The organism is Woeseia oceani (assembly GCF_001677435.1).
GTDB lineage: Bacteria > Pseudomonadota > Gammaproteobacteria > Steroidobacterales > Woeseiaceae > Woeseia > Woeseia oceani.
This window is the reverse complement of sequence record NZ_CP016268.1, coordinates 3,324,688-3,348,582: the sequence shown is the minus strand read 5'-3', so window position 1 is coordinate 3,348,582 and position 23,895 is coordinate 3,324,688. Positions and strand designations below refer to the sequence as shown.

At 57.1% G+C, this 23,895-nt stretch carries 25 protein-coding genes; 20 read left to right on the top strand and 5 right to left on the bottom strand.

The features are described 5' to 3' along the window. Nucleotides 1-7 precede the first annotated feature (7 nt). A complete protein-coding gene (locus BA177_RS15145) occupies nucleotides 8-427 on the bottom strand; it encodes a VOC family protein (protein ID WP_068617564.1) in 420 nt (139 codons plus the stop codon). A 91-nt stretch (nucleotides 428-518) separates the two neighbouring features. Between BA177_RS15145 and BA177_RS15140 the strand changes: the two genes are divergently transcribed. Both BA177_RS15140 and BA177_RS15135 read left to right on the top strand, forming a co-directional pair. Next, nucleotides 519-1,226 (top strand): HAD family hydrolase, encoded by a 708-nt coding sequence (locus BA177_RS15140; RefSeq protein WP_068617562.1) that lies wholly within the window; start codon nucleotides 519-521, stop codon nucleotides 1,224-1,226. A 2-nt stretch (nucleotides 1,227-1,228) separates the two neighbouring features. Next, the gene (locus BA177_RS15135; RefSeq protein ID WP_068617560.1) at nucleotides 1,229-2,134 is read left to right on the top strand and encodes a hypothetical protein; all 906 of its coding nucleotides are present in this window, start codon (nucleotides 1,229-1,231) and stop codon (nucleotides 2,132-2,134) included. A gap of 45 nt (nucleotides 2,135-2,179) precedes the next feature. Here the strand turns inward: BA177_RS15135 and BA177_RS15130 are convergent, their stop codons facing one another. Next, the gene (locus BA177_RS15130; protein ID WP_068617558.1) at nucleotides 2,180-3,646 is read right to left on the bottom strand and encodes an OmpA family protein; all 1,467 of its coding nucleotides are present in this window, start codon (nucleotides 3,644-3,646) and stop codon (nucleotides 2,180-2,182) included. A 223-nt stretch (nucleotides 3,647-3,869) separates the two neighbouring features. On the opposite strand from BA177_RS15130, the gene BA177_RS15125 reads away from it, so the two are divergent. The 7 genes from BA177_RS15125 to BA177_RS19035 all read left to right on the top strand — a co-directional run bounded on the left by BA177_RS15125 (nucleotide 3,870) and on the right by BA177_RS19035 (nucleotide 9,362). Then, the gene (locus BA177_RS15125; RefSeq protein ID WP_068617556.1) at nucleotides 3,870-4,067 is read left to right on the top strand and encodes a hypothetical protein; all 198 of its coding nucleotides are present in this window, start codon (nucleotides 3,870-3,872) and stop codon (nucleotides 4,065-4,067) included. Nucleotides 4,068-4,251: 184 nt separating this feature from the next. Next, the gene (lipA, locus tag BA177_RS15120) at nucleotides 4,252-5,265 is read left to right on the top strand and encodes a lipoyl synthase (protein WP_068617555.1); all 1,014 of its coding nucleotides are present in this window, start codon (nucleotides 4,252-4,254) and stop codon (nucleotides 5,263-5,265) included. Nucleotides 5,266-5,277: 12 nt separating this feature from the next. Continuing rightward, complete coding sequence (gene sohB / locus BA177_RS15115; protein WP_068617552.1) at nucleotides 5,278-6,300, top strand: protease SohB; 1,023 nt, start codon at nucleotides 5,278-5,280, stop codon at nucleotides 6,298-6,300. 94 nt (nucleotides 6,301-6,394) lie between these two features. Then, nucleotides 6,395-7,207, top strand: a complete 813-nt coding sequence (locus BA177_RS15110; RefSeq protein ID WP_068617550.1) for a M48 family metallopeptidase — start codon at nucleotides 6,395-6,397, stop codon at nucleotides 7,205-7,207. 42 nt (nucleotides 7,208-7,249) lie between these two features. Further along, a complete protein-coding gene (locus BA177_RS15105) occupies nucleotides 7,250-8,002 on the top strand; it encodes a class I SAM-dependent methyltransferase (RefSeq protein ID WP_068617548.1) in 753 nt (250 codons plus the stop codon). A gap of 68 nt (nucleotides 8,003-8,070) precedes the next feature. Next, complete coding sequence (locus tag BA177_RS15100; protein WP_197493137.1) at nucleotides 8,071-9,237, top strand: L,D-transpeptidase family protein; 1,167 nt, start codon at nucleotides 8,071-8,073, stop codon at nucleotides 9,235-9,237. Beyond that, entirely contained in the window at nucleotides 9,237-9,362 is a 126-nt protein-coding gene (locus BA177_RS19035; protein ID WP_257739160.1) for a hypothetical protein, read from the top strand. The genes BA177_RS15100 and BA177_RS19035 overlap by 1 nt, the downstream gene beginning before the upstream one ends. Here BA177_RS19035 and BA177_RS15095 read toward each other — a convergent pair. Next, nucleotides 9,350-10,480 carry a 1-aminocyclopropane-1-carboxylate deaminase/D-cysteine desulfhydrase gene (locus BA177_RS15095; RefSeq protein WP_197493130.1) on the bottom strand — a complete coding sequence of 377 codons (1,131 nt, stop codon included), beginning with the start codon at nucleotides 10,478-10,480 and terminating at the stop codon, nucleotides 9,350-9,352. The two genes, BA177_RS19035 and BA177_RS15095, sit on opposite strands and share 13 nt — an antisense overlap. 184 nt (nucleotides 10,481-10,664) lie before the next feature. Here BA177_RS15095 and BA177_RS15090 point away from each other — a divergent pair, with 184 nt between their 5' ends. Both BA177_RS15090 and BA177_RS18675 read left to right on the top strand, forming a co-directional pair. Further along, complete coding sequence (locus BA177_RS15090) at nucleotides 10,665-12,203, top strand: hypothetical protein (protein WP_068617543.1); 1,539 nt, start codon at nucleotides 10,665-10,667, stop codon at nucleotides 12,201-12,203. Nucleotides 12,204-12,363: 160 nt separating this feature from the next. Continuing rightward, a complete protein-coding gene (locus tag BA177_RS18675; RefSeq protein ID WP_156762847.1) occupies nucleotides 12,364-12,993 on the top strand; it encodes a hypothetical protein in 630 nt (209 codons plus the stop codon). 278 nt (nucleotides 12,994-13,271) lie between these two features. Here BA177_RS18675 and BA177_RS15080 read toward each other — a convergent pair whose 3' ends face one another. Continuing rightward, on the bottom strand, nucleotides 13,272-14,339 hold the full coding sequence (locus BA177_RS15080; protein WP_082989879.1) for an IS110 family RNA-guided transposase: 1,068 nt from the start codon (nucleotides 14,337-14,339) through the stop codon (nucleotides 13,272-13,274). 188 nt (nucleotides 14,340-14,527) lie between these two features. On the opposite strand from BA177_RS15080, the gene BA177_RS15075 reads away from it, so the two are divergent. From BA177_RS15075 to BA177_RS15055, 5 genes are all read left to right on the top strand, one after another. Next, a complete protein-coding gene (locus BA177_RS15075; RefSeq protein ID WP_068617539.1) occupies nucleotides 14,528-15,880 on the top strand; it encodes a hypothetical protein in 1,353 nt (450 codons plus the stop codon). 415 nt (nucleotides 15,881-16,295) lie between these two features. Further along, entirely contained in the window at nucleotides 16,296-16,637 is a 342-nt protein-coding gene (locus BA177_RS18810) for a TauD/TfdA family dioxygenase (RefSeq protein WP_197493128.1), read from the top strand. After that, on the top strand, nucleotides 16,634-17,581 hold the full coding sequence (locus BA177_RS15065) for a hypothetical protein (protein ID WP_068617537.1): 948 nt from the start codon (nucleotides 16,634-16,636) through the stop codon (nucleotides 17,579-17,581). Before BA177_RS18810 ends, BA177_RS15065 begins: the two co-directional genes overlap by 4 nt. Nucleotides 17,582-17,754: 173 nt before the next feature. Next, nucleotides 17,755-18,552, top strand: a complete 798-nt coding sequence (locus BA177_RS15060; protein WP_156762846.1) for a hypothetical protein — start codon at nucleotides 17,755-17,757, stop codon at nucleotides 18,550-18,552. Between the two features lie 97 nt (nucleotides 18,553-18,649). Then, nucleotides 18,650-19,036 carry a hypothetical protein gene (locus tag BA177_RS15055; protein WP_156762845.1) on the top strand — a complete coding sequence of 129 codons (387 nt, stop codon included), beginning with the start codon at nucleotides 18,650-18,652 and terminating at the stop codon, nucleotides 19,034-19,036. Nucleotides 19,037-19,068: 32 nt separating this feature from the next. Here the strand turns inward: BA177_RS15055 and BA177_RS15050 are convergent, their stop codons facing one another. Then, nucleotides 19,069-20,010, bottom strand: coding sequence for an IS110 family RNA-guided transposase (locus BA177_RS15050; RefSeq protein ID WP_068617531.1), 942 nt, complete (start codon nucleotides 20,008-20,010; stop codon nucleotides 19,069-19,071). Between the two features lie 324 nt (nucleotides 20,011-20,334). On the opposite strand from BA177_RS15050, the gene BA177_RS15040 reads away from it, so the two are divergent. The 4 genes from BA177_RS15040 (at nucleotide 20,335) to BA177_RS15025 (ending at nucleotide 23,659) form a co-directional block, all read left to right on the top strand. After that, nucleotides 20,335-20,961, top strand: coding sequence for a hypothetical protein (locus tag BA177_RS15040; RefSeq protein ID WP_068617527.1), 627 nt, complete (start codon nucleotides 20,335-20,337; stop codon nucleotides 20,959-20,961). Between the two features lie 315 nt (nucleotides 20,962-21,276). Next, the gene (locus BA177_RS15035) at nucleotides 21,277-21,903 is read left to right on the top strand and encodes a ferric reductase-like transmembrane domain-containing protein (RefSeq protein WP_197493119.1); all 627 of its coding nucleotides are present in this window, start codon (nucleotides 21,277-21,279) and stop codon (nucleotides 21,901-21,903) included. Nucleotides 21,904-22,128: 225 nt separating this feature from the next. After that, a complete protein-coding gene (locus BA177_RS15030) occupies nucleotides 22,129-22,863 on the top strand; it encodes a TerC family protein (protein ID WP_068617523.1) in 735 nt (244 codons plus the stop codon). Nucleotides 22,864-23,227: 364 nt separating this feature from the next. Further along, the gene (locus BA177_RS15025; RefSeq protein ID WP_068617521.1) at nucleotides 23,228-23,659 is read left to right on the top strand and encodes a hypothetical protein; all 432 of its coding nucleotides are present in this window, start codon (nucleotides 23,228-23,230) and stop codon (nucleotides 23,657-23,659) included. Nucleotides 23,660-23,895 lie beyond the last annotated feature (236 nt).

The window sequence follows — 23,895 nt, the reverse complement described above, 5'->3', positions numbered from 1 at the left end:
GGCTGGTCTACCAGTGACCCGTATTCGGCATTGACGCCCAGGGTTCAGCGGCGGGCAATGCGTCGCCGTGCTGCAGCAACTCGATCGAAATGTTGTCTGGCGAACGCACGAACGCCATGTAACCGTCGCGCGGTGGCCGGTTGATGGTGACGCCGCCGTCCATGAGCCGTTGGCAGGCTTTGTAAATGTCGTCGACCTCGTAGGCGAGATGCCCGAAGTTGCGGCCTTCGCCGTATTCTTCCGGGTCCCAGTTCCAGGTGAGTTCCACTTGTGCATCGTCATCGCCGGGCGCGGCGAGAAAAACCAGTGTGAACCGCCCCTGCTCATTCTCTTTGCGGCGCAATTCGCGCAGTCCGAGTTTGTTGCAGTAAAAATCCAGTGATTGATCGAGGTCGCGGACCCGAACCATCGTGTGCAAATACTTCATATCGCTACAGCCAGAGTTGAATCGTCAGCGTATATGAGAACACAATGCCGGTCCCGTTTGCAGCCCCGCTGCCGTTGAGACAGCCCGCAAGATGCCTACGATTCGCGCCATTACACTCGATCTCGATGACACGCTGTGGGAAATTGCGCCGGTAATAGCGCGCGCCGAACGTACGTTGGCGCAGTGGCTGCAAGAGCACTATCCGCGCATCGGCGATCACTTTGACCGTGATGCGGTGATGAACTTGCGTAGCGAAATCATCGCGAAACATGCCGACAAACTGCACGACTTGCGTTTCCTGCGCCGCGCCGTGCTTGCGCGCATGGCTGATGCAGCGGGCTACAATGAGAGTTTTGTTGATGCAGCGTTCGAGGTCTTCGACGAGCAGCGCAATACGGTGCAGTTGTTTCCCGACGTGCTGCCGGGCCTGGAGCGTTTGTCGCAGAACTTTCGCGTACTGGCATTGACCAACGGCAATGCCAATCTGGACAAGATTGGTATCCGCCACCTCTTTCATGACGTTGTGACGGCAGCTGAAGTGGGTGCTGCCAAACCCGACAAACGAATATTCGCGGCGGCCTGCAAGCGCGCCGGCGTGCAAGCCAACGAGATTCTGCACGTCGGTGATCACCCGGAGCTGGACGTTCATGGCGCACGCGCGGTCGGCATGCAGGCAGCCTGGGTCAATCGTGTCGGCAGTGCCTGGCCCGAGGGGATGCTGAGTCCGGATATCACTGTCAGTACGATCGAAGCTCTCGCCGACTGGTTGCAGCCGGTGGTTGCGGAACGGCAGGACTAGTTTTGGCAACGCCCGCGCCATTGATCCTTTACATACCGGGACTGAAGCCGAAGCCGGAGCCGTCGGTACACCGCGATGCGTTGCGGCGCTGCCTGCTGGCCGGCTTGGAGAAAGTCGACCCGGAAATCGCCGCAGAGGTGCGCAGTGGCGATGCCGTATTCGACATCGTTAGCTGGACCTACGATTTTTACGGTGAGAGCCGTGACATGGCGCTTGATCGGGAAGGCATCAATGCCTTGCTGGACAAAGAGGCGGCCGACGAGACAGATCGCAAGTCGGCGCGTTCGTGGCGTCGTCGAGCCTTGCGCTGGCTTTATCACATCGGCGACCGACTGCCGTTTCTGATCCCGCGTTTGGCTGACGAAAACGTCGCCTTGCACTTGCGCGATCTGCGGCGTTACGTCAGCAATGAAAACGACGTGGCGGAGAATACGCGGCGCCAGCTTAAAGTTCCGTTGCTGGCGGCAGCGGCGGCCGGCCGGCCGGTACTCCTGCTCGCACACAGCATGGGCTCTGTCATCGCCTGGGATGTACTCTGGCAACTGAGCCAGAACCCCGACAGCGATTTCACGCTGGATCTGTTAATGACCCTGGGCAGTCCGCTTGGCCAGCGCTACATCCAGCGTCGCCTGCTGGGGCGATGCGAAACGGGCAGGGCGCGTTATCCGCACAATATCCGGCAATGGAAAAACTTTGCGGCGGTCGGGGAATTGACGGCACTTGATCGCGCCCTGCGCCGCGATTTCGGTGAGATGATCGAGCTGAAACTGGTGCGTGCGATCGAAGACTATGAAGTCTACAACTGGTACCGAGACCATGGCGTGCTGAACGTGCACGCGGAATACGGGTACCTGGCAAACCGCGATACGGCGGTGCACATCGTCGAATGGTGGCGCGGGCATAAATAAAGCGGGTAGCTGCAATCGCAACTACCCGCTCCGCACCTAAGGTGGTTAGCTGCCCGGTGTTTCCAGGTTCGGCGTGATGACAATGTCGATGCGCCGGTTGCTCGCACGACCCGACGCCGTTTCGTTGTTGGCTACCGGGTTGGTTTCGCCAAAGCCGGTGGCAATCAGCCGGTAACTCGGAATACGCATGGCATTGATCATGTACTGCTGCACCGCTTCTGCGCGTGCCTGCGACAGGGTCTGGTTCAGTTCGTCGCTGCCGTGTGAATCGGTGTGGCCTTCAATGGTCAGCTCGCTGCGCGGGAACAGATCAATCGCTTTTTCGACCTTCGACAGCAGGTTGAAGTTTTCCTGTTTGATCTCGGACTGACCGCTGTCAAAGCTCAGGCCCACGAGGCGCAGAATAACGGTGTCGCCTTCGCGAAATACCCGTGCTTCCTCGCGACTGAACAGCTTCTCGACCTGTTCGAACTGTTCCTTGATGCGCGCTTGGGCTTCGAGCCGTTGCACCAGTGCTGCGCGTTCCTCGGTTGCGCCGCCCAGGCGTTCGTCCAGGGTGCGGATTTCCTCTTCCATTTCCGCGAGGCGTACGGTGCTTTCTTCGTACTGTTGTTCGAGTCGTTGCTTGTCGGCCCGCAGCGTCTCGATGAACTCGACCAAGGTGGCCTGGAGTTCGTCATGACCGCCGGCCATGTTGGGAACGACATCTGCCGCGCCGGAAATAGCGACCAGCGGGTCTTCCCACTCCAGAATCAGATCTTCGACGGTCAGGTCCTTGTCGCGAACCTGGCGAACCACTTCCGACAGGTAGAACGCATGCCGTGCTTCGTAGTTGGCGCGCTGGGCGAGACTGCGTGGCAAGTCCGTGTCGTAGCGGTTCTCGCTGAGTTCGCGTTCGGCGTCAGCGAGCAGCTGTTGTGCGCGACCCAGTGTGACCGGCGCATAGCGACCAACCCGGGCACGGTCCGCGTCAGCCAGCAGTTGCCGCGTTTCGCTTAAGTACTGGGTCTTGATCGCCATCAGTTCGGCATCGCGGTACAGGGTGGTTGCCTCGATGTCCTGGCGCTTGGAGCGCTGCAGGTCGCCGCGTTCGAGGTAGCGAATCGCATCAGCGAACTCACGCTGCGCTTTTTCCCACAAGTCCGACGCCAGCTGAGGCGCACGTGCATTGGCGGCATCCTGACGGCTCTTCATGACCTGGGCCAGCGCCGTGCGGGCCAGCTTGGCTGCTTCAGTGGCTTTGTTGAAGTATTCCGTGGCTTCGCCGGTCTTGTCGCGCACGTACTCGATGTTGCGGCCGCGGCGCAGGCCTTCCTCGCCGTCATCAAAGGCTTTCTTGGCGCGCTCGTAGTTGCGGGGTGACAGCAGGCTGGCGTTGGCCGCATCGGCGGCGGCCATGGCTGCGTCGGCATCCTTGAAGAACGTTTCGCGCAGCGGGCTTTGCGCACTGGCGCTGCCAAGCAGCAAAACGGTCAGTAGCAGGGTGTGGAGAAAACGAAATTTAAGGGTCATAACGCGATCCTGTGTGACAAACGTGGTGCCATCGAAGGCTCCAATCTGGCGAATATTACCTATCCTTGTGAGTTATTGCCGAAAAGTTCGCGTCTTTTACGCTCAAAACCGGCCTTTTCAGCCTGTGACGCCGGTCACTGAATTCGCAGTTCACGGGCCCCACGGGCGGGAATATGTGCCGTGGCTCACAGATCCGGGCATGGCGTGGGCGTAGGCTGTAGCCATGTCTGCAAAGTACTACACGCAATTCTTACTGACCGACGTGAATTACCACGACGGCAATGAATTCAGTGGCGTTGTGGAACTCAGCAGACCGATGGAAAAGGACACGGATGTCCACGACATCGAGGCTGTACTGGCCAAGAATTTCGACCTGCATCGTGATGCGGTCAAGCTGGTGAGTTGGTCCCGTTTGCACTGATTCCTCTTCTGGCAAGATTTCCCCCTGATTGTCCCGGTTACTGCCGGGATTTTTTTTGCCTGCAACCCGCGCAATCCGTGGCGTGGCGGGGCGTTAAGGCCTGTCCCAGCCCTTTGATTCGTGCGAAAATGCCCCACTTCCTAAAGGATCACCCAACCTCCCTACCGGAATCGTCCCCTACCTGATGAGTAACGAGACCAAAGATTTTCGCGGTATCCCGATCGTGCAATCGGGCAGCAAATACCGTACCGACGTCGGCTTTACGGCCATTAAGAACGGCATGAAGGCGCGGGCGGATGCCCCGGCGCGGCTCACCGGCGGCAAACCGTCGTGGCTGAAAGCGCCGATGCCGAGCGGCACGGGCTTTGCGTCCACCCGCAAAACCGTGCGCGATCACCGGCTGAGCACGGTCTGTGAAGAATCGATGTGCCCGAACATTGGCGAGTGCTGGAATGCCGGCACGGCAACCATCATGGTCATGGGCTCGGTCTGCACGCGTGCCTGCCGATTCTGCGCCGTTGATACCGGCAACCCGCGTGGCTGGCTGGACCCGGAAGAGCCGAAGAACACGGCACTGGCCGTGCAGCTCATGGGCCTGAAATACGTGGTCATTACCTCCGTTGATCGTGACGACCTCGACGACGGCGGTGCCGCGCATTACGCGGCCTGCGTGCGGGCCATCAAAGAGTTGACGCCGGAAACCGCGGTGGAAGCGTTGACGCCTGATTTTGACGGCATTGAGGCCCACATAGAAACCGTGGTTGATTCCGGCCTGGAAGTGTTCGCGCAGAATGTCGAGACCGTGCGTCGCCTGACTCACCCGGTCCGCGATGCGCGTGCCGGTTACGAGCAGACGCTGCGTGTGCTGGAGCACGCCAAGAAATACCGCCCGGACGTATTGACCAAGACCAGCCTGATGCTGGGTCTCGGTGAACGCGACGATGAAATCGTGCAGACCATGCACGATCTGCGCGACGTGGGTGTCGATATCCTGACCCTTGGCCAGTACCTGCGGCCAACGCCCAATCATCTGCCGGTCGAGCGTTACGTAACGCCCGATGAGTTCGCGGCCTACCGTACGGAAGGCCTTGAAGAAGGTTTCCTGGAAGTGGTATCCGGTCCCATGGTGCGTTCCAGCTACCGTGCCGAGCGGGTACTTGAAAAGAACAACGTCGGCTTTGCTGCCTGCGGATCCTGAGGCACTGCTGACATGACTGCTTTTTTTGCCGATTACGGCCTGTTCCTGTTGAAAACCGTCACCATCGTTGCCGCCGTTATTTTGATCATCGGCTTTGCGGCGGCGGCGGGGCGCAAAGCCTCCAAAGACGAAAGCATTGAAATCGAAAACCTCAATGAGCGTTTTCGCAATCTTGCCAGTGCGGTGAAGCAAGCCGTGCTTAACAAGACCGATTACAAGGCCGACGTCAAAGCGCGCAAAGAAAAAGCCAAAGCGGCTGAGAAATCCGACAGCAAACGTCCGCGCACGTTCGTTATCGATTTCAAAGGCGATCTGAAAGCCAGCGCTGTACCGTCGTTGCGCGAAGAAGTCAGCGCGATACTCGCAGTGGCGACCGAGCAGGACGACATCTACGTACGCCTCGACAACTCCGGCGGTGTCGTGCACGAGCACGGCCTGGCCGCCTCGCAGCTGGCGCGCATTCGCGAGCGCAATATTACGCTGACGGTTGCGGTTGACAAGGTTGCTGCAAGCGGCGGTTACCTGATGGCCTGCGTTGCCAACAAGATAGTTGCGGCACCGTTTGCGATCCTCGGTTCGATTGGTGTACTGGCACAACTGCCGAACTTCAATCGCTTGCTGGACAACCACGGTGTTGATTTCGAGCAGGTCACGGCCGGTGAGTACAAACGTAACGTGACGATGTTCGGCAAGAACACCGACGAAGACCGGGCGCGCCTGAAAGAACAGCTTGAAGAAGTGCACGAACTGTTCAAGGCGGCGGTCAGCCGTTACCGGCCGGAGCTCGATCTCGCGAAAGTGGCGACCGGCGAGTACTGGTACGGAACCCGCGCCCTGGAGCTGGGGCTGGCCGACGAGCTTGCCACCAGCGACGAACAGCTGGCGGCCATGGTGGCCGAGCGTGACCTCTACCGGGTCAGCTACAAGGTCAAGCAGCCGTTGCAAAAACGCCTGATGGGTGGCGTGGACGCCGCCTTTGAAAAGCTGGACACGACCCGCTGGCGGCGCGAGTTCGAGTCCCGCCTGCCGCGCTGATTCAAGCGCGGTACAGGGAACCTGCCGATGCGGATTCTGTCTCACTGAGCAGTGGCGTGCGGCTATAATGCGCGCCTGAACCGAGGACTAGCTGATGACCAAGACGATCCGACAGAGCCTGTTGACCACCCTGTTTATGGCCCTGGTCGTGAGCGCCTGCAGCTCATCGCCGACCGGCCGCAAACAGCTGGTACTGAAATCCGATGCGGAGCTTGAGCAGGAAGGCACGCGCCAGTTCCGCGCATTGCAGGAGCAGGTGCCGCTGGTCAAGAACGGCAACACGATTGATTTCGTCGCTTGCGTGGCCGATGCCATTGTCGGCGAGCTCGAGGGCGACTACGCGGATTTGTACTGGGAGCTGGCGGTCGTTGATCAGCCGGACGTCAACGCCTTCGTCATGCCGGGCGGCAAGATCGTCGTCAAGGCGGGCATTCTGGGCATCGTGGAAAACCAGCATCAGCTCGCGGCTGTCCTGGGTCACGAGGTGGCGCACGTCACAGCGCATCACTCCAACGAACGCGCATCGCGGGCGATGCTGGCCGGTGTGGGCATTGATGTCGCGGCCATCCTGCTCGGCGGCGGCTACAGCAACCAGACCCGCGGTGCTTACGAGGCGCTGTCGGCCGGTGCCTCACTTGGCATCATGAACCCGTTCAACCGCAAGCAGGAAACCGAGGCTGACGTTGTCGGCCTGGAGTACATGGCTCGCGCCGGCTTTGATCCGCGCGAGAGTGTCGCCTTGTGGAAAATCATGAACGAGAAAAACAAGACGAACATTCCGGAATACATGTCCACTCACCCCTCCGGCGAGACGCGTATCGAAAACCTGGTAGCGCAGTACCCGAAAGCCCTGGCGCTGTACAACGAAGCGCAGGCACAGGGTAAGAACCCCAACTGCGACCGGTAAGCGGCGCGATCACTGCGCGCCGGTAGCTACCGGCATTGCGCCATGACTGACGCTGGCGAATTCAAAGACCACTTCTCTGGCCACGCGGCTGCCTACGCCCGCGCGCGCCCGGTATACCCGGCCGAGCTGTACCACTTTCTGAGCGTTTGCTGCGCCGAACATGCGCTGGCCTGGGATTGCGCCACTGGCAACGGCCAGGCGGCCGGCATGCTCGCGGCTGAATTTCAGCGGGTCGTTGCGAGTGATGCGAGTGCCACGCAAATTGCAGCGGCGAGCGGTGCGGACAACATCGAGTTTCGCGTCGCGAGCGCAGAAGCCTCGGGCCTTGCCGGTGCGAGTGTCGATCTGATTACCGTGGCCCAGGCGTTGCACTGGTTCGACATCGAACGCTTTTTTGCTGAAGCGGAGCGGGTGCTGAAACCCACTGGCGTACTCGCGGTCTGGTGTTACGGCATGTGCATGATCGAGCCGGCCTGCGACCGCATTGTGCACGGCCTTTACGATCGATTGTCGCCGTGGTGGCCGCCGGAACGGCGCATCGTTGAGCGCGGCTACAGCGATATCCAAATGCCGTTCGACGCCATCGATTGCCCGCGCTTTGCCATGACCGTAGAGTGGAGTGCCGGGGACATGCTGGATTACGTTGCCACCTGGTCCGCGAGCCAGCATTGTTTGCGCGAGACGGGCGATGACCCGGTGCAGGCCATCGCCGGGCCGTTGCGCACGGCGTGGGGCAGCGCAAGGCGGGCCGTGCACTGGCCGCTGTACCTGAAAGCGGCGCGCCGGCCACAATGAGTGCCGCCCTTGGTGCGCACGACGAAATTCTGCGAAACTCCCTGTCTTATTCCTGAATCACGATGCCCATGTCACTTTCCCGCCTTCGAATTACCGGTCTTGTCTTCCTGCTGCCACTGGCGGCGTGCTCCACGTTCGAGGGCTTCCTCGACAAGGGCAGCCGCACGGAAAGTGCGCCGCTCAGGGAGGCAATCTTCAACGACGCTGAGTTGCCGCTCGCCGATCCGATCAGCCGCAACTACTTTCAGCTCGTTGACAAGAACCAGTCGGTAATCGGCGAGTTGCAGGTCGTGCGCATCAACGAAGGCGATACGTTTTCCGATCTCGCCCGTGAGTACGGCCTGGGTTACGACGAAATCGTTACCGCCAACCCAACGGTGGATCCGTGGATACCGCCGGTCGGTACGCCGGTGTTGTTGCCCACGCAGTACGTGTTGCCGGATACGCCGCGACGTGGCGTTGTTCTCAACATCGCGACCAAGCGCTTGTTCTATTTTCCGGAAGCCGCCGAGGGCGAGCCGCAAACCGTGATGACCTACCCGATCGGCATCGGCCGGGTTGGCTGGGAAACGCCGACAGGCGCTACCACCGTCACGGCGAAAGCGCGCGACCCGCACTGGTACGTACCCGCGTCGGTACGCAAAGAGCACGCGGAGAACGGCGATCCGCTGCCATCCATCGTACCGCCGGGTCCCGACAACCCGCTCGGTCGCCACGTGCTGAAACTTGGCCTGCCCGGTTACCTGATTCACGGCACCAATCAGCCCTACGGCGTGGGCATGCGGGTCAGTCATGGCTGCGTGCGCATGTACCCGGAGAACATCGAGACGCTCTACGAGCTGGTGGGTCTTGGTCTGCAAGTGACTATCGTCAACCAGCCGTATTTGCTCGGTAAGCGCGATGGTGAGTGGTATTTCGAGAGCCATCCGCCGCTGGAAGAAGACGAGCTGCCGGCAGACGAACGCATTGCCGGTTTGCTCAAAGCAGCGGCGGCGGACGATGAAACGTTGCTCGTTGATCCTGAACTGAGTGCGCACATGCAGGCGGCTGCCAGCGAAGCACGCGGTGTGCCGGTACAACTGTCGCGCGGCGATCTGGATGAAATTTTCGAGCGCGCCGTACTGGTGCACAACACGGTTGAACTGGACCCGGACGTACCGACCCTGTCGGAAGTACGGGAGATGATCGACCAGTTGCCGGACGCCGAACCCGTAATTATTGAGGCAGTGAACTAATGAGCGAATGGCTGGACATCATGCTGGGCGAAATTGACCGGCGCCGCGAAGAAGAGCAGGAAGACGCGGAAGAGTCCGCGCGCCGCGCAGAGGCGGCGAAGCAGCCGGCCGCTCAGGAAAAGTAGGACAGAAACTCGGCAGGCATCGTAGCCCGGTCCAGCGGTGCCTCCCCACTCACCGGCAAATCGGCCGTGTGATAACTCTGCCAGAACATCATGCACAGGCCGGCGGTTGCCGGGTCTTTGAGATCCGCGAGCATCGCCGCCATGGCTTTGCCCGTGTAGGTGGGTTCCAGTTTCAGATTCAGACTGCGACGCGCGACCCGAATCGCGTGTTCGGTGGCCGCGTTGGTTTGCGCGTAGCCCTCGCCGAAAAATTCGTGCCGCAGGGTCAGGCGCATATCAGCCGCAAGGTTGGGCGGAATACTCTTGTCCAATCTGCGCATCATCAGTACGGTCTTGGCCGCGAGCCGCGCCAGTTTTTCGTCGTTGGTGATGGAACTGTGCGAGATACGCACCGCGTGCACGTCGATTGGCACGCCAACCAGCGCAAAACCGAGTGCAAGTCCGACCGCCGTGCCCATGGTGCCGGTCGCCACGTAAAGTCGCTGCGGCAGATCGCAAACCCCACGACCGATCTGTGCCGACAACTCCAGCGCGGCATTCACGAAGCCCATCGTGCCCAGCCAGGATGAGCCGCCGGCGGGAATGATCATCGCATTCCGGCCACGCAAATGGCGACGCAAGGTGGCAATACGCGTGGCGCGGTCGCCGTCGAACGGCACCAGTTCACTGCCAATTTTCTGGTGCATGTTGAGTACCTGTCGGACCGCAAGCGTGCGGGTCTGTCGTGACAAAAACGCGATGTTCGCAAAGCCGTGTTGTCGCGCATACAGCGCTGTGGCCAGTGCGTGATGCGAACCGGTAGTGCCAAAGGTGGCGATAGTCTGCCGGCCTTTTCGGCGTGCGGCCGCGAGCATGTACTCGAGCTTGCGCACTTTGTTGCCGCCGTAAAGCAGGCTGCTGCGATCGTCCTGTTTGATGAGGATACGCCGCGTGCCACTGCTGTGATCGAGATGCGCGAGCCGCACGGGCGTCGGTAAACTGGTGAGCGGCAAACGCGGGAGATGTTGTCCGAGGACGGGGTAGGCTGATTGCAATTCATCGAGGTCAGACATGCTTTGATTATTCACCGGGATGGGTTGCGGAGCAATTATTGTCAAATAAAATGGCATCTTAGCCATTCGATCTCTAGAATGACCCGCATCTTTATCTGACCGAAATCGCGGAGACGAATTTGTCAGATGTAGCGTTGCCCGAGTATTGCTCACTCGACCTGTGTGCCAGCTTCCCTGGCGCCGACGCATTTCATCCTCTGCCGTTCTTGCGTTACACCGCCCGATCCCTGTCGTCAGAGAATTTTCTCTTATGATGTTGGGCGAGGTGGATCACGGCATTACCGTGACAGAAATTCCGCCAATGGATCAGCCGATCGGCATTCGCGCCCACACACTGCCTGCCTTTATTGGCCGCACCTTGCGAGGCCCGCTCGATACGCCGGTGCTGATCGACAGCTACGCCGCCTTCACGCGTCGTTTCGGTGGCGCGTGGAAACGCAGCAGCCTGAGTCATGCGGTGGAGCAGTTCTTCGCCCACGGCGGACCGAAACTTTTCGTGATCCGGGTGGCCAACAACGCGATCGGTGCGGGATTGCAACTTCCGGCGGGTGACGGTGCGCTGATGCTGCGCGCGGTGGAGCCGGGATCGACAGAAGTGCTGCGCGCCGCGGTTGACTACGATGGCATCGACGATGACGAACACTTCAACCTGATTGTGCAGCGTCTTTCGCCCGCGAATGGCGTGGTCGTCGATCAGGAAATCTACGAGCACATTAGTTGCGACCCCGAAAGCTCGGCGAGCATTGTCGAGGCGTTGCAGGAATCCGCGATAGTGGAGCTGAACCTGCCGCTGCCCGAGCGTCGACCGAACGCGACCATGGGCCGCCATACCGATTCCCGAACACCGTACATCGGTCCGAACGAGCGCGGTTCGGATGGTGGCGAATTGTGCGACTACGATCTCATCGGTTCGGCCGTGCGCGGCACCGGCATTTTCAGCCTGAACGCGATAGCGGAATTCGACCTCTTGTACATGCCGCCACCTGCGGGTAGCCGCGAGCCGGGACCGGCGGCCACCCTGGCAGCTGAACTCTATTGCCGCAAACGCGGCGCGATGCTGATCGTGGACCCGCCGAGCAACTGGGACTCACCACGAGCCGCCGCCGAAGGTACCCGCAACGCCGGCTTCACCAGTTGCAATATCGTTTCTTACTTCCCGCGGCTGAAAGTGGACGGCAAGACCCAACCGGCTGGCGGCGCACTCGCGGGCTTGCTGTGCAAACTGGATGTCCACGACGGCCCATGGGCGGAGTTGAGCGGCCGGCAGTTTGCCTTCAACCGCCGTCTGCAAGCAGAAGTTGAAATAGAAGAAAAAGAAGAACGCTGGCTGCACCGCGCCGGCCTGAACGCCATCGTCACCGGCGGCGACGGCCGGTTGCATTTCACCGGCGGCGTAACGCTGGGCTGCAGCGGCCAATCAGACCAGCAGTTCGCGAGACTGACGATACGCAGAATGTGCCTGTTCATTGGCAAAGCGATAGAAAGCGCAACCCGCTGGGCGATCTTCGATAACGATCGCGCCCATGCGCTGGAGCGCGTGCACTGTCAGGTAGAAGAGTACATGCACGAACTGGCCGCCGCCGGTGCGTTTGCTGATGACCACTACACCGTGCAGTGCGAACTGCAGCGAGACGTTAACGCGCCGGGTACGGAGCGCGGCTTGACGATTTTGCTGAGCTTTACGCCGGCGAGCAGTGCAGAGGTGCTGGCGCTGACGTTGTATCAAACCGTTTCGGGAAGCCGGATAGCCAGTACAGCGTTCGCGCCGGTGGTTGAGGCTTGCGCCTGAGCCAGTGAATCGTTGGTTGCTTAGCAGTCGCAGTTTTGGACGCAACTTCTACAGGTGTCTTACTTGAAACGTTTCGAAAGTCGAGATGCAACTTGCATTCTTACTCACCAGTTGTAGTTAGGCAGCTCGGACGCATCGATCTAGAGTCAGGAGTAGCGACATGCTTGAACTAACTTACAGGGCTTCGTGGGCACTCGTGGGCTTGCTATTTTTTTCCTCCGCATCAGCGCAGACCAGAGTTTTCGACCTCAGCGAGGTAATTGAGTCGGGTAATGTGACACTAATTCAGCTGCGAGGAAACGGAAGCTCAAGTGGAGCGGCCTTGGATGGTGAATTGCGAAACAATTCTGGTGGACGCTTACTAATACGAACCGCAATCAGAGTTCCACTTTACTTAAGTAACCGCGGTGGTTCCTCGCGCCAGAACATGATTGCTACTCAAATATATAGTGATGACGGTGGGTATCTAAGTGACGGTTCTGAGTCCTTTATCGAACTACCGACGAGTTCGTCTATTCAAGTAATGTTTATTGCATACTGCGCAGATTTTGAGAAAGATAATCCACAGTACTCAGATACTTTTTCGCTAATTGACCTGCCTCCTGAACTGGCTTCTGTCGCACGAAAGATTTCAGATTACGAAGCGGCACACCCGGGCCAGGACACAATGGTCGCATCACAGGTCGCTTTGTGGCTGGTTCAGGGTGTAAGTGCGACCGAGATTAAGGACAAATTTTCTTTTGACGAGAACGAGCTAAAGGCCGCGCGAACTATACTGGGGGCGAACTGACTTCCTGATGGACCGGATGCAATCGCAGCCTAACAATACGTCTATGGACTCCTCTGTCAACTGTTAACGCCTATCGGACAAGAATACGGCTGCAATCGTCTATTCGGCCTCGAAGTTGGCGAGCTTGCCGCCGGGCCATCATGAGAACCGCACTGCCCGGACCAGTCACTGCAATGTGCTCGAGGCACGGCATTGTTATCGGCCTTACAGGCAGTACGGAGTACCGTATTGTTCATGAACGCGTGAGCGTGTCGCAGCCTCGGGTAGGAAAAGCAAGGTTATTGGGTGAAGCGTAGAGCGTCGTCGCCGTTGAAGGGTTTGCGTTGTGTCCAGACGGCCCAGACGATGCGTGCCATCTTGTTGGCGAGTGCTACCGTGGCCTTGTTGTGACCGACGCGCAACTGGGTAGCGAGAGCCCAGCGTTGCAGCCGGGTAAGCGGTGCACCGCGATTGCTGGCCCTGGCGGCGGCCAGCAGCGCCGAACGTGCACCGTGTATTAACAGGGTTCGCAGGTAACGATCGCCTTGTTTGCTGATGGCGCCGAGTCGTCGTCGGCGGCCGGTGCTGTGTTCACGGGGCGTAATACCCAGCCAGGCCGCAAAGGCGCGTCCGCGCCGGAAGGCATGGATATCCGGTACCCGGCCGATCAACGCGGTCGCCGTGACGATACCCACACCGCTGATGCCTTCGAGTTGCGCGGCATCGGGCTCCTGACGGCAAAGTGCCGCGAGGTCACGGTCAAGTCGTTTCAGCTGCTCATCGAGGGTCCCGATATCATCGATAACTTCGTGGAAGGAGCGTTGCAACGGGTAGGGCAAGGTTTCTGCGGCGAGCCGCAAACAATGGCTGAGCTTGCCTCTGCCGCGGGGCAAGGTCATGCCGAACTCGGCCAGCAGAGCTTTCGCGCTGTTGATGCGGGCGGTGCGGGCTTTTTGCCACTGGGCACGGATGCGGTGCAGGCTTTGCAGGGCTTGTTGATGCTCGTTCTTCACCGGAACGGGTTTGAGTTCGCGGTCCTGATCGGCCTGCAGCAAGGCATCGGCATCGGCAGCGTCGGTTTTATTGCGACGCACGTACGGCCGTACGTAGCGCGCGTGCAGCAGTTTGACCTGGTGACCATGCTGTAGCGCTACGCGAGCCCAGTAGTGCGCGGTCGAGCAGGCTTCCATCACCAACCGGGACGGTGGTGTGGTGGCCAGCAGCCGGGAAAACTGGCGCCGGTTAAGGCGTCGGCGGCCAACGATGCGATGACGGTGATCGGCCAGGGAAACCTGAAACACGGTTTTTGATAGATCGACAGCAATCGTCGTAAACTCCATGACGGACTCCTCCTGAGTAAGGAACATTCATGATTTCACACCCGAATGTTGGCACATCGCGATGCCGGGAATACCGGGAGGAGTCCATCTCATCACTGCACCCGTCCCTTGACCCAGCCCGCCTTGCGCTGTCGCTCCAGGCGACCTGCGTCAAGTGCGGGTGAGCTTAGTCGTTATGCCCCAGAAACCGTTCTCGTAGCCGTCGGAGAATACAAATGTTAACCCTAGCCGCGTACCGACTTGAGACTCCGAAACTCTCTGCCGAAGACCGCAAACAGGCTTGGGAATCGGTGGTTTCTGCTCTGGACGATTGGCTACACACAAAAGGAGCGGGAGAGTTGACACGCGACTCCGGTGAGTTCTCCTCAGAAACGCCAGGAGCCAGGGGTGCATTTGAAAAATCTACGATGATGAAAGGATCAGACCAGCTCCTGGAGCTCAGCTTGTCAGAATCATCGCCCAAGGGGCCAACCTTTAAGACTAAGGTTTCGATAGTAGGCGAGGAAGAAAAGGTCTCAGTTTACCTAACACTAGCGGCAACTAACGCCGGTGACGTTGTCGCTCCCGTAATGCTCTACCCGAGATGCCCGACCGTCATTCGTCAGCTGCTGCGCTTGCGTCAAGACTGGACGTTTGGAGGGAGCGAAGTACCTCCGGCAAAGCCAATCGTGTTAGCTGGTGCCGAAACTGCTGGAACGCTCTCGGGCTACTTATTGAATCCAAGCCGAACGCTTCCCGTTGTCGTTATTTCAGAAGTCGATGGCGAACCGATTTGGCAGAATTTGCCCGAAAAACTTGCGGTTGATCTTGCGGGCCTCTGTTCAGTTGTGAGAATCGATGGAGATGCCTCATGGGCATTGAATGATCGTCTAGGCAAGTCTAGATCGTGTTATCTCGGTGCAGTGCGGATTTACTGGCCCACAATGGCTGGCAAGAACGGGCCGACTGGTTTGCGGAGTGTCGTTTGGACGGCCGAGCGCTTGCTTTCGAATGACGCGGACGGCAGAGGGCTATCACGCTTCTCAACAGATCTAAGGCGGCAAGTCATGAATGTCGCTGCACTGGCGGTTGATCCGCCTCCCGGCATTCGTCGAATCAAGGGCGAACACTCCCGGTCTCGACTCGCCGAACTTGAGAAAAGAGCAAATGCAAATTCCGAAGAACTGGAATTGGCAAAACTATTCATCGAAGAAAATGAGTCGTTGAAAGACGCCCTTGAGATAGCCCGAGCCGAGATTGCGAAGCAAGCCGCACGAGCGGACGCCGCCGAATACGCGGTTGACGCCATAAAGTCTAACCAGACTACGGCGACCGATGAAGATGAAGAAGAAGTGCAGCCTCAGCTTCCCAAGCCCGGAGAAGCTCGCTATTACAAGAAAACACATAGCAAGCCCTCATATGACGTGCTCGTGGAAATTCTTGATTGCGGGCACAACAGCTGGCAGTCGGCGAATAAGGCGGACAAAGCAAGGAAGGGGCTTGAGCGCTCTATAGGCGACCAAACTTGGCGCAATCTTTACCATTGCGGAAAGTGCCAAGGTGGGGGCGTTTGGAAAGTGGTCTGGTAGGTCGAGGCGTGGCGCATAACAAATCGCTGCAGGTGACATTTGACCCGCCACCGATTTTTGCTATCGCAAAAACCGGCGTCGCCTCAAATGCACCTGAGCTCAGGCGTTATACGTCGTGATTGACCGTCTGCGCGTTTCTGGGTGGATCTCGTACACCTTCGATGGCGACGATTTGGGCGCGCACCTTATCAGTGTGGCCACCCAGCTTGGGTTTCCGGTGGCGGCAAGACGCAGGAAGTCCCCTTTGGAGGTGCTGACTCCGGTCGCACGGGAGAAGGCGAAGCCTTCATCTCCAAGCAAAATGTTCGGACTCGGTGCCTTGCCACTGCACACTGACACTGCACACTGGATCCAGCCTTGCCGTTACGTCGTCCTCGGGTGTGTTTCGCCTGGCTTGTGTGGCCGGAGAACTGTCTTGGCTGACACTTCACTCTTGAATTTCAGCTCAGGAGCGCGGCGGCTTCTTCAAGATAGCCAGTTCCGAGTCCTTAATGGTCGCAAATCTTTCTTTGCGCCAGTGATTGGTCCGGATTACACATTCTTCCGATTTGATAAAGCATGTATGGTTCCGATTGATGCACAATCCCGGGCTGCACTAGAAGAAATGGATTGTGCGATTTCTGACCTGCCATTCGAGCAAGTTGATTGGACTGAAGGCCAAGTGTTGGTTCTAGATAACTGGAGGATTTTGCATGGTCGAAGCAGCCCCGCCGGTAGTGGCGGCGGGCGAGTACTAGAGAGGGTATTGGTTCAATGACTAAAGCTGTAACTATTGCCCTTTCCTCTGCTGCGCTCTTTCAAAAGTCCAAGGTATATATTTCCAGGGGCCTCAGAGCGAAGGGGGAAGGTTCCACCGACGAATACCAGCTTTGGGCATCACTTGCGCTTGAGCTACTGGCCAAATCCTCATTGAGTGCAGTCCATCCAGCGCTAATAGCAGACCCTACGCATTACCAATCATTGTTCGCCGCATGTGGCCATGAGATTTCACCGGATGCAAAGACGATTGCTGCGAAAACTTTATTTGAGCGGCTTACGCATATATCTAAAGCATTTGATAAACGCATCCAGACGTTCTGCGTACAGATGGCCGTAAGGCGGAACTCAGAATTGCATTCTGGTGAGTCACCGTTCTCGGCTTCCGCAGCAGAATCATGGGAGGCGAAGTTCTGGTATGCCGCCCACACCATACTTCAAATGCAGGGTAAGGATTTCGAGGATTGGCTTGGCTCGGAGGAGGCCGCATCAAAGAGAGCGGCACTGATAGCAACTCGCGATGCAGTGAGAATGATGGTCTCAACTCGGGTCGCCCATGCGCGTGAGGACTTTGAGCAAAAGCATAAGAACCAGGCGAAACGGGAAGAAATTGTCGAAGCGTCAAAGAGCATCAAGCCCTGGGAGCACTGGAAAGAGTTCACGTACCTTCTCGATACGCACATTGTTCACGAATGTCCTGCCTGTCACGGGTTCGGAGTCCTAGGTGGCAGTAAGTTCGAGGAGTACATTTCGGAGGAACAAGATCCTGATGACCCCTACACTGAGCTCGTAGAGGTCGAGTATTCGTCTGAAGAATTCCTTTGCCCTGTATGCCAACTCCATTTGCAGGGCACGCAGGAAATATACGCCACTGATCTTCCCGGTGAATTTACCGAGACGGAGGAGAGAGAGCGTGAGTTCGAATCCGATTACGGAAACGACTAAGAAACGACGTATAACAAAACGCTGCAGGGGACGTTTGACCCGCGGGCCATTTTGCTTCCGCAAAATGGCCCGCGCCTCAAACGCCCCTTAGCTCAGGCGTTAGCGCGATGCTGCAACCTGGGCAAGGCCGGTTTAACTCGATTGTCATTCTTGATTCGATACCGGATGGCGAAATGAATACTGCGTTGAAGCTAAAAAGTGAGCTAGAAGATATAGCCGATTACATCTCGGAGGGCCTGCTTTCTCAATATTTCAAGATTGGTGGAAAGTCCGATCTCATCAGCGCAGTTGAGCAGATTACCAACTATGCCGAGACGCATGGTTTAAAACCATGGTTGCACTTTGAGGGCCATGGGGCGCAAGACGAATCGGGGTTAGTTCTTGCGGATGGAGAATATGTAAGTTGGGATGAATTTCGGGAAATTATTGTGCCGCTCAATGTCGCGACTGATCTAAACTTGATCCTTGTGTTCGCTACTTGCTTCGGTGGAAGTTTTGCTAGATCTATGCGAACCACAGAACGCGCTCCAGTTCTGGCGCTAATTGGCCCTACTAGTGAGCTTTCGGCTGGCGATGTTCAAACAGATTTTTGCGCGTTCTACCGCACATTTTTCGAAACGGGGTCCCTTGGAGAGGCTAATGATGCATTGAATAGACGGGTTGGATCAGGGCTATATTATCGAGTTACCGCGGAGTCCTTTTTCTACGAGGTGTGGATATCATACAAGCAGAAGATGTGTGATGAATATGCATTACGCACTCGCGCGAAGAGCATTCGAAATCGGATGAAGTCCGAGACCAATGAAAGAGTGCCGGGAGTCTCAAGTATTGTCAGAACCTTAAGGAGAGAAGAGCCTCGACAATTCTGCTTGTTTCGAGACACTTACTTTATGTATGACATCAACAACTCCAATAGGAGTCGGTTTCCGGTTACCTATGAAGAAGCAGAGCGAAGAGTGGTATCGCGCTAACAATGCGCTGCACCCGTCACTTGACCCAGCCCGCCTTGCGCTGTCGCTCCAGACAGCCTGCGTCAAGTGCGTGTGAGTTTAGTCGTTAGGTGGCAAGATGCTTCGCAGATTCCGAAGTCGACGTCGCAAAGTTCAACAGTGGAATGCGGAACATTGTTCAGCTTGGGCGCATGCGTTGGAGAAAAACGATGCCGGGCTCACGAATTATCAGGTGAATGTCGAATCAATCATCGAGGCAATACTCGCCGAAAACAACCTGCGGCTATCCGACCGAGTGATTGAAAGCGGAATCGAAGTCTATATCTCAGGCAAAGTCCCAAAGCTTGATGCAGAAATTTGGATATACGAGGATCAAACTGACATCAAGAATCCAGGTCTTGATCTACGGCTGGAATGCTGGGATACGAAGACTCCGCAAGAACACTATGTAATCGTTGCAGAACATTTGACAGGCATCATCAAAAGTGACGCAGATGCCACCTAACAAGCGACTGTGTTCCCGCGTCAACAATAAAATCATGCCTGGCTCCAGTTTTTGTCATCCCGTAGCATGGCATTCAACGCTGTAACGATCTTTCGGATGCAGGCGGTGAGTGCCACTTTCTTGTGTTTTCCGTTGGCGACGAGACGTTCGTAGAACGTCTTGATGTCCGGGTTAAAGCGAATGGCGGACATGGCACTGAGGAACAGCACAGTGCGCGATGCGCTTCGTCCGCCGCGGATGCGGCGCCTGCCGCGCATTCGACCGCTGTCGTGGTTGTACGGTGCAACACCGGTCAATGCAGCGATCTGGCGTCGACTCAGGTTCCCCAGTTCAGGCATGTCGCCGAGCAGCGTGTAGGCCACGGTCTTGCCGATACCCGGCATGCTCATGAGTCGGTCTCGTTTGTGGCGCCATTCAGTGTGTGCATCGACGGCCTGGTCGAGTTGTTGGTCGAGCGACTTTAGCTGTTCATCGATTGCGTGAATGAGCTGATCGATGCTGTCCTGCAGGACCGCTGGCATGATCTGCCGACGGTTCTTTTCCATTGTCCGCATCTCGATGAGTTGCCGGCGTCGTACCATCAGGTCCTTGATTATCAGTGTTTCTGCGTCAACCGGCGGGTTGATTGCGGGCTTTAAGTCGGCGCCGAAGCGGGCGATCAGTTGCGCATCAATGGCATCGGTCTTGGCCAGCTGGCCGATGGCGGCGGCGTAGCGCCGTACCCGCAGTGGCGAGACCACGACCACGGGCAAGTCTAGAGCCAGGGCCGCTCGAACAAACGGTTGTTCCAGGCGTCCTGTAGCCTCGACCACGATGCGCTGAACGTTGAAGCGCCTAAGCTTTGCGAGTAGCTGCTGAATGGCCAGCTCGTCGTTGCCACATTGAAATGCCCTTTGTCGTTCAAGCAGATACACATCAAGCTGTTGCTTGCCGACATCGATCCCTACGTTTACTGCCTTGTTTCGTTTGGTCATCGTTGCTCACCCTTGCTACATTCGGGCTCTTGAGGCCCATTCGACTGTCCGAGCTGGTTGATGAAACGATGTACCGCTGCACGCTTGTTAACGGTCTCAGTGCTAGCTGGATCCTGCGCTGCATCGAGCTGGTACACCGATAAGCCCAACAGGCTTATGGGCCTCAACTTATCCCGTAGAGCACCCAGAACGAAACATACAAATCGCTGCACTGGCCGCCCGGGCGTATCTGTCACGGGCCTTGCAATGGTCGTTCATGTCTTGCACTGGCAAGGCCCGCGCCAGATACTGGCGCCACTGTGCTAATCCGTTAGGTGGCATCACTTGGGTTTCTTTAAGGCAGGTACCAAAATCAAGTTCTGGTCCCCAGGGTTCAAGAACAAACCGGATGTTCGTCCGCCAGGGCTCCTGTTACTCGTTTCAGTATTCTTCTTTCTTTCGGCGATTTCCGTACCGATATTCGCAGTATTCTCGTCGCTTAGTGATCCGTCGGGTTCATCGCTCGCAGAGGGCCAGGCAATCTATATTGCCTTCCTGCATTTTCTACTTCCCCTGGGGGTTGCTTACTCTGTAAGCGCCAATAGCCCGCTCAGTAGAATACTGATTACTTTTTATGCCGCATTATTGTTTGTGGCAACAGTCGCCGGCGAGGGTTATCTGGGAAACATACAAGTTGATACGACGAAAAGAGTCCTGGTCAGCACTATTCTCTTTGTGATCTTGCTCGGTTGGTTACACGCAAGTCCGAAAATGCGCGTCTACTATTTGCTACTTAAGGATGAGCCTATACCGAAAGACCTACTATCATTAAGTCTTGAATTGAGGGAGGGGGGAATTCTCAGGTCGCAGACAATTAGGATAGCGGAGTGGTTTGCAGATCATCTGGAAACCGTGGTGCTCGTGGGTTTCATAGTTATCGTAGTCTATGCTTTCATCCAAACCGGACCCTAGAGGCAGATGCTGCTACAAGAGAAATGGTGTCAGGTTTACCTATTGCGGCGTCGGGATCGGCCGCTGCGGGCCGCCGAGTTAAATTAGACAGGACGCCTTTTTTTCTGTGGAGCTGGTCTCGGCAAAGCACTCCGCAGCGGCGCGCTTGCCGTGTACTACCAACGTACGCCATGACTTGGAGATGCGCCTGTCGCTTAACATGACAATGCAACGAACATTGGACCTGCCGCCTATTTTTCTCATGCAAAGCCAACTGTCGCCTTATCAAATGCCTATGATCTCAAGCATTGGCTACCGGGACATTCTGACTTGTTCGTGAAACGAGAAGTGCTAAGGAAGACCTGGCCAACATGGTTGGGGCTGCTTGCTGGTGTTGCGGCTCTGGCAGCGGGCCTGTGGGCGGGGTCAGATTCCCAGGAGGGCTGGCAGTTGGCTGCACGGTATACCGCGCGGGCATCTTTTCCGTTTTTTCTGCTGACCTTTGTCGCCTCTTCAATTCTTACACTGTACCGCCGTCCTTGGACCAAGGCGCTTATGCGTGATCGCAGGTGGTGGGGCCTGGCTTTCGCTGCTTGCTTCTTCGTTCACCTCGCAGCGTTACTTACTTACAACTGGCTGATCGACCGGTTCCCGCCTGCGGACCTCCTTGATCGCGGCGTGTGGGCCTACGGTATCTTGCTGGCGATGGTCATGACCTCGACGGACAACGCACGCCGTCGTTTGGGTCGTTGGTGGAAGGTGCTGCATCGCGTCGGTATGTGGGGGTTCTTTTTTATCTTCGTCCTGAGCCCGTATACCGATGCACTGCTGGCATTGGAGGTGCCAGCCTCAAATCCGCTGACCGATCCTTATGCGTTGGCCGGTGCTGCAGCAATTGCATTGAGAAGTGCAGCATGGTGGCAAAGGCGCGCGAAACGCCTGCATCGTGCCTATGCAGTCTGAACAATCATCCAATCCAACGCTTTGCGCCAAACCCGTTCCAACCAAGCACTCCGCGCGCCACTTGATCCCGCCGGCTTTAGAGGATAAATATGTCAGGTCTATCTCCCGCGGCATCCGGATCGGCGAGCGCGGAGCACAGAGTGAAAATAAACCGGACACCTTTCTACAAGTAGTTCAAAGCCACATTTCCAGGTAACGTAAGGCAACAACGTCTATGCTGCTGCAATGGACCAAATAGCAAGCCTTCTATCGGACCCAACAGCTTGGGTGGCGCTGGCCACTCTGACTGTTATGGAAGTCGTTTTGGGCATCGACAACCTGATATTCATCTCGGTTTTGTCGAACAAACTGCCCGAACACCTTCGGTCGAAGGCGCGAAGAATCGGCATTGGGGCAGCGCTGGTCTTGAGGCTGGGTCTGCTTGCAACGATAGCGATCATCATCAAATTGACGGCGCCAGTATTTGAGGTTTTCGGACAGCCGTTCTCGTGGCGTGACTTAATCCTGATTGGCGGCGGAATGTTCCTGATTTGGAAGGCGACTACAGAGATTCATCACCTGGTGGATCCTGGTCCCGGTCCAGACCGCCTAAACGCGGCTGTAGTCGCAACCAGTATGGGCGCGGCGATCGTTCAAATTCTCGTGCTGGACTTGGTCTTCTCGCTGGACAGCATCATTACCGCAGTCGGCATGACCCCGCACATCCCCATCATGGTTGTCGCGGTCATTATCGCAGTATTGACGATGCTTCTCGCCGCAGACCCATTGGCGAAATTTGTTCACAACAACCCGACCGTCCTGATGCTCGCGCTTGCGTTCTTGCTGCTAATCGGTACGACACTGATTGCGGACGGCTTCGGCGCACCGATTGCAAAAGGATACATTTACGCAGCAATGGCCTTTTCGGTACTGGTCGAAAGCCTGAATATGATGGCGCGGCGTGCGCGTCAGCGGCGGTGACTCAACCGTACCTTCTTACCGCAGGGTCATCAGGCGGTCGCTAGTCTTGAGCGATTGCTTTTGGCCTGGGAACGGGGGCAGGTCTATTTTCGTTGCGCGGGGGTCGACTGGTGAGTGTGACCTGGCTTAAATAAGCCGGACACCGTTATCAAGCGCTCCAACGCAAGTATCGGGCGCAAATAATGGTGCCGTATTTCCGGAGAAAAGGTGTCAGGTTTATTTTGTGGCGTCAGATTCGAACGGTGAGCGTCGCCAGGTCCAGATATTCCCAAGACCTTTTTCGTTACGGCTTTCGTTCGGGCATCGCCAACGACTGAGACGGCGAGCACAGAATTCGGCTATTGGATCCGTCGATACTGCCAGAATGACTGAGATTGACTCCCATCTGCCTGACGACATCGCCGCGGAAAAGCAGGTCTCTCGCAGGCTGTCCGCCGAATATCGCAATAAACTCTTCGGCGCAGTAAGGAAGTTTCGGGCGTTGCGGTTGCAGGCGCCGGGCATCATTGCCGAATTCGTCCTGGCGTTTGTCAGCAGTATTTTCGCCGTACCGTTCTTGTTTCAAAACATGAAGTCCGGTGGGGTCATTCAGGATCTCGGAAACACCGTAAAGATTATTCTTGTAGTTGTTGCTTGCTTCTGGATCGTTGGGCGACTTTGGCGTTTGATCGGAGTGGCGAACCGTGATCGTTGCCGTTACGTCGTCAGCAATATGTGGGGTCTCGCCCTGGGCGGGCTGCTCCTGGCGAGTGTTGTGGTCAAGGTTTTCTACCCGGAATTCGTGGAATTGCCCTAGTCCGATCTACCGATACGAGTAGATCCAAGAAAGGTGTCAGGTCTATTTTGGTGGCGTCGGGAGCGAGTGGTGCAGGTCGCCGACGCAAAATAAACCTGACGCCTTTTTAGTAGACCTCAAAAACGTGTCGGGTCTATTATGCGACGTTGGGACTACCGGCCGGGTAACCTAATGGACATTGATCGGACGCATTTTTTCCAGTAGCAATATTTGGGCGGCCGTGAGTCTGCTAAGTG

Bases quoted from the DNA above. Each gene is read 5' to 3' on its own strand.
- BA177_RS15145 (WP_068617564.1), bottom strand. From the start codon at position 427: ATGAAGTATTTGCACACGATGGTTCGGGTCCGCGACCTCGATCAATCA.
- BA177_RS15140 (WP_068617562.1), top strand. From the start codon at position 519: ATGCCTACGATTCGCGCCATTACACTCGATCTCGATGACACGCTGTGG.
- BA177_RS15130 (WP_068617558.1), bottom strand. From the start codon at position 3,646: ATGACCCTTAAATTTCGTTTTCTCCACACCCTGCTACTGACCGTTTTG.
- BA177_RS15125 (WP_068617556.1), top strand. From the start codon at position 3,870: ATGTCTGCAAAGTACTACACGCAATTCTTACTGACCGACGTGAATTAC.
- lipA (WP_068617555.1), top strand. From the start codon at position 4,252: ATGAGTAACGAGACCAAAGATTTTCGCGGTATCCCGATCGTGCAATCG.
- sohB (WP_068617552.1), top strand. From the start codon at position 5,278: ATGACTGCTTTTTTTGCCGATTACGGCCTGTTCCTGTTGAAAACCGTC.
- BA177_RS15110 (WP_068617550.1), top strand. From the start codon at position 6,395: ATGACCAAGACGATCCGACAGAGCCTGTTGACCACCCTGTTTATGGCC.
- BA177_RS15105 (WP_068617548.1), top strand. From the start codon at position 7,250: ATGACTGACGCTGGCGAATTCAAAGACCACTTCTCTGGCCACGCGGCT.
- BA177_RS15100 (WP_197493137.1), top strand. From the start codon at position 8,071: ATGTCACTTTCCCGCCTTCGAATTACCGGTCTTGTCTTCCTGCTGCCA.
- BA177_RS19035 (WP_257739160.1), top strand. From the start codon at position 9,237: ATGAGCGAATGGCTGGACATCATGCTGGGCGAAATTGACCGGCGCCGC.
- BA177_RS15095 (WP_197493130.1), bottom strand. From the start codon at position 10,480: ATGGCTAAGATGCCATTTTATTTGACAATAATTGCTCCGCAACCCATC.
- BA177_RS15090 (WP_068617543.1), top strand. From the start codon at position 10,665: ATGATGTTGGGCGAGGTGGATCACGGCATTACCGTGACAGAAATTCCG.
- BA177_RS18675 (WP_156762847.1), top strand. From the start codon at position 12,364: ATGCTTGAACTAACTTACAGGGCTTCGTGGGCACTCGTGGGCTTGCTA.
- BA177_RS15080 (WP_082989879.1), bottom strand. From the start codon at position 14,339: ATGTTCCTTACTCAGGAGGAGTCCGTCATGGAGTTTACGACGATTGCT.
- BA177_RS15075 (WP_068617539.1), top strand. From the start codon at position 14,528: ATGTTAACCCTAGCCGCGTACCGACTTGAGACTCCGAAACTCTCTGCC.
- BA177_RS15065 (WP_068617537.1), top strand. From the start codon at position 16,634: ATGACTAAAGCTGTAACTATTGCCCTTTCCTCTGCTGCGCTCTTTCAA.
- BA177_RS15060 (WP_156762846.1), top strand. From the start codon at position 17,755: ATGAATACTGCGTTGAAGCTAAAAAGTGAGCTAGAAGATATAGCCGAT.
- BA177_RS15055 (WP_156762845.1), top strand. From the start codon at position 18,650: ATGCTTCGCAGATTCCGAAGTCGACGTCGCAAAGTTCAACAGTGGAAT.
- BA177_RS15050 (WP_068617531.1), bottom strand. From the start codon at position 20,010: ATGACCAAACGAAACAAGGCAGTAAACGTAGGGATCGATGTCGGCAAG.
- BA177_RS15030 (WP_068617523.1), top strand. From the start codon at position 22,129: ATGGACCAAATAGCAAGCCTTCTATCGGACCCAACAGCTTGGGTGGCG.
- BA177_RS15025 (WP_068617521.1), top strand. From the start codon at position 23,228: ATGACTGAGATTGACTCCCATCTGCCTGACGACATCGCCGCGGAAAAG.